Raw genomic sequence first — 3189 nt, forward strand, 5'->3', positions numbered from 1 at the left:
AAATATACTTACCTAAATTAAAGCCTATCATTCTTAAATTTTCTTCGTATTGATCGTGCTTTAATACGAAAATTTCACCCATTAAATTTCCAAATGTATTAGATACTCTATCTATACTCTTTGACTTTTCGCGTTCTAATTTTCTTAAGGCTTCTAATTGACCTTTTATATATTCTGCCTTTTCAGGGTATTTTTCGTATGCTCGCTTTAATTTTGTCTTATAAAGATTATACGCCAATTTATCCTTTACACCTTTATCGTCGTATAAATTATCTTCCAATTTGTAATACGATAAAAGTATATTCATGCTAGCTGCATATTCTGTAATTTCATTTACTATTCTCATTTTTTTCTTTAATGGATTTGCTATACATCTTTCCTCTGTAATAGTTGACTTTACCTTATAAAGAGCGCTGAGAATTAATATTAAAAATGTGATGTCGTAATTTAATGAAAGCCTAGAAATTTCGCCGTGATTTTCCTTTAGATATTTGCATAAACCACAGTAATATCCTTTGTAATAATCAAATTCTCTAAAAGTCAAATCCATTTTGTTTATTCTTATATATCCAAACATTGATATTCACCTTTAAAATATATATTTTCTTATTAATAAGTATATCATCTTATAATATTTTTATTTATTACAATATATTAAGAAATTCTCTATTTTATATTATAATTTACAATATAAGGTATTTTTATATTTAATAAAGGTTGGTGATTGTTATTACTCTACAACAATTAAAATATGTATTAGCTGTAGCTGATAAAGGTTCTATAAATGAAGCAGCTAAAAGCTTACTTATCTCTCAGCCCAGTTTATCCAATTCTATAAAGGATCTTGAGCAGGAATTAAAAATAACTATTTTTGTCAGAACTAACAGAGGTATGACTCTTACAAACGACGGTTATGAATTTATAGGATATGCTAGACAGGTTATACAGCAATATGAAATGCTAGAAGAAAAATACATAGGAAATAAATCCTCAAAACAGCATTTTTGTATATCGACTCAGCACTATGGATTTGCTATAAATGCTTTTATATCCTTAATACAAAAATTTAGTGGAGATCAGTACGAATTTACTATAAGAGAGGCTAAAACATTTGAAATTATAGAGGATGTAAAAACTCTTCGCAGTGAGCTCGGAATTATATATTTAAGCAATTACAACAAAACTGTACTTCAAAAGCTTATTCATGAAAGCAGCTTAAAATTCGTATCTTTAGTAGAAGCAAAGCCACATATATTTATAAATGAAAATCATCCCCTAGCAAATAAAAATTTAGTTTCTCTAGAAGATCTAGATGAGTATCCTTGTCTTTCATTTGAGCAGGGAGTATATAGCTCCTTTTATTTTTCAGAGGAAATACTCAGCACTAGAAGCATTAAAAAAAGTATAAAGCTCAGTGACAGAGCAACTGTATTCGACTTCATGGTCGGACTAAATGGATATACAATATCTTCAGGTATATATCCTTCATATTTTTTAAACGGAAGAAATATTATATCTATTCCGCTCGATGTAGATGAAGTCATAAATATTGGAATAGTCATACATAAGGATATAACTCTATCATATCTAGGTCAACTATATTTAGAAATACTAAAAAGCTTTTTTAATAATGAGTAAATAAAAAAAATCTATGTAATTTAGGCTTAATTCTTCTAAATTATATAGATTTTTTTATATTTAATAATTTATTTGTAATTATAACAAAAAATATATTTTTAAAATGTAATTTATAAAATCAAAATTTCATATCTATTCAATATAATATTTTTATTTTTTTATATATTTTATATATTTATATTTATTTAATAATTTATAATAGCTAAAAGCTATATCAAGCTATATTTTTTTAGTAATACCTATATCAACTAATATAAAAGTATAATTACATTAAGAATTCGGAATTACATATTACTAATCAATTAAATATTCTATACTAATTTTTAAATTTTTAATTATTTAGTAATATGTCTTTGATTTCTAAAATATAATTACTTAGAAATTCTTTTAAACATAAATTATGTAATTTTAATTTAACAAATATTCATTTTAAAAAGTTTTAAAAAATAAGGGGGATTTAATAATGAACAAAAAACAAGGATTTTCAACTACATCAATTCACGCAGGACACCATAAAAACGCTGCTGGTGCTCTAGCATTACCAATATATCAAACATCTACATTCATGTTTGATACTGCAGAACAAGGTGGAAGAAGATTTGCAGGAGAAGAAGAAGGATACATATATTCGAGATTAAGTAATCCAACTAATGAAAGTTTAGAAAAAAAAGTAGCTGCTCTAGAAAGTGCAGAAGCCTGTGTCTCTACTGCATCTGGAATGGGTGCCATATCTGCTGCATTATGGACAGCTTTAAAATCAGGAGATCATGTATTAGCTTGTGACACACTTTATGGATGTACTCAATCATTACTTAGTAGTGGATTAATTAAATTTGGAATAGAAGTTGATTTTGTTGATTTCACTGATTTAGACTTAGTAAAATCTAAAATCAAAGATAATACTAGAGTTGTTTACTTAGAATCACCAGCTAACCCAACTCTAAAAATCTGTGATATAGAAGCTATATCTAAAATAGCACATGAAAAAGAAGGCAGAATCGTTATGGTGGACAATACTTTCTGTTCTCCATATATACAAAGACCAATTGAATTAGGTGCTGATGTTGTTTTACATTCTGCAACTAAATACTTAAATGGTCATGGAGATGTTATCGCTGGTTTCGTAGTTGGTAGCAACGAATTTATAAATCAAGTACGAATGGAAGGTATAAAGGACTTCACAGGTTCTGTACTTAGCCCTAATGATGCATTCTTAATCAACAGAGGACTTAAAACTCTTTCAATAAGAATGGAAAAACACTGTGAAAATGCTGTGAAAGTAGCAGAATTCCTAGAAAATCATCCTGCTGTAGAATCTATAGCTTATCCAGGATTAAAGAACTTCCCACAATACGATTTAGCTAAAAAACAAATGTCTCTTCCAGGAGCAATGATGTCATTTGAAGTTAAAGGCGGAATTGAAGGCGGCATTAAATTAATGAACAGTCTAGAACTTTGCACATTAGCAGTAAGCTTAGGAGATGCTGAAACATTAATCGAACATCCTGCATCAATGACTCACTCTCCTTGTACTCCAGAAGAAAGAGCTGC

At 28.1% G+C, this 3189-nt stretch carries 3 protein-coding genes; 2 read left to right on the forward strand and 1 reads right to left on the reverse strand.

Annotation, left to right across the window (positions count from 1 at the left end; all coding sequences use genetic code 11):
• Positions 1-577 (reverse strand): DUF5685 family protein (locus ACI3VO_RS11100; RefSeq protein ID WP_439757979.1); only part of this gene is annotated, 577 nt, incomplete at its 3' end.
• Positions 578-720: 143 nt separating this feature from the next.
• Between ACI3VO_RS11100 and ACI3VO_RS11105 the strand changes: the two genes are divergently transcribed.
• Both ACI3VO_RS11105 and megL read left to right on the forward strand, forming a co-directional pair.
• Positions 721-1638: a LysR family transcriptional regulator gene (locus ACI3VO_RS11105; RefSeq protein ID WP_439757980.1), complete on the forward strand. Its 918-nt coding sequence runs from the start codon at positions 721-723 to the stop codon at positions 1636-1638.
• Between the two features lie 463 nt (positions 1639-2101).
• Positions 2102-3189 (forward strand): methionine gamma-lyase (gene megL, locus ACI3VO_RS11110; RefSeq protein WP_439757981.1); only part of this gene is annotated, 1088 nt, incomplete at its 3' end.

Source organism: Intestinibacter sp., assembly GCF_051866655.1.
Taxonomy (GTDB): Bacteria; Bacillota; Clostridia; order Peptostreptococcales; family Peptostreptococcaceae; genus Intestinibacter.